Source organism: Photorhabdus hainanensis, from assembly GCF_018448965.1.
GTDB lineage: Bacteria > Pseudomonadota > Gammaproteobacteria > Enterobacterales > Enterobacteriaceae > Photorhabdus > Photorhabdus akhurstii.
This window is the reverse complement of record NZ_RCWD01000107.1, coordinates 1-1,153: the sequence shown is the minus strand read 5'-3', so window position 1 is coordinate 1,153 and position 1,153 is coordinate 1. Positions and strand designations below refer to the sequence as shown.

At 40.2% G+C, this 1,153-nt stretch carries 1 protein-coding gene; it reads left to right on the top strand.

The features are described from left to right. The first annotated feature begins 102 nt into the window (after positions 1–102). Positions 103–1,116, top strand: coding sequence for an IS630-like element ISPlu10 family transposase (locus EAE92_RS24055; protein WP_214069859.1), 1,014 nt, complete (start codon positions 103–105; stop codon positions 1,114–1,116). Positions 1,117–1,153: the final 37 nt, after the last annotated feature.

Genomic DNA, 1,153 nt, shown 5'->3' with positions numbered 1-1,153 from the left:
TAAATAACTTTTCAAAATAGTAGAACACTTGGAGGGAACTCAGTCCAATTTTTGCAATCTGATCAATTGTAGATAATCCCAAACCACTAAACGGACTGAGTTATGCCTATCATAGCACCTATACCCCGCAATGAACGACGCCAGATGAAAAAAATTATCCAGAACACCCGAGATAAAGATTATGCTCGCAGGCTCATGGCCATATTGATGCTGCATCGAGGCGAGTCTGTCTCTCTGGTCGCCAAAACCCTTTGCGCCAGTCGTTCTTCTGTCTATCGCTGGATAAACTGGTTGACTTTATATGGTCTGGAAGGACTCAAAAGCCTGCCTGTGGGCAGACCCGCTGTCTGGAATTTAATCCCGCTTTATCCTTTACTGTCTTTTTTATTGCAATCTTCTCCCCAGCAATTGGGCTGCCTGCGTTCTCGCTGGAGTCTTGAGTTTTTTATAATTAAAATCAATGAATTATTAAACATAAAATTATCCATCAGTACCTTCTATCGCTACTTACATAAAATGGGTATCGTGTGGCGAAGGGCAGCCCCGACGCTTAAATTACCCGATCCCGAGTACCCTGAAAAAATGGCGAAAATTACCGAGGCATTGTCAAAGTGTTCAGAAAAACATCCCGTTTTTTATGAAGATGAAGTCGACATCGAGCTGAATCCAAAAATCGGGGCTGACTGGTATTTAAAAGGGCAACAGAAACGTATAGTGACACCAGGAAAAAACCAAAAACATTATTTTGCAGGTTGCCTGAATGTTCAAACGGGAAAAGTGACTTATGCTGACGGGTTAAATAAGAATTCTCAGTTAGTTATCAATGTATTGGAAGAACTTGAACGCCAGTATTGTCATGCTGAAACCCTCACTTTGATTTTGGATAATTACAGTATCCATAAAAGCCGACGGGTCAGAGATTGGCTGGCTTGTCATCCTAAATTTAATCTGTTGTTTTTACCTGTTTATTCACCCTGGCTGAATAAAATTGAGCGTCTGTGGCAATCCTTACATGAAACGGTGACACGAAATCATGGCTGTCAGTATATGTGGCAATTGCTTGAGAAAGTGAAAACGTTTTTAAATTCATGTCCCTACAGGAATAGCAGAGAATAAAAAGAGTGAGTGTATTATAATTATGAAAAGTTATTTA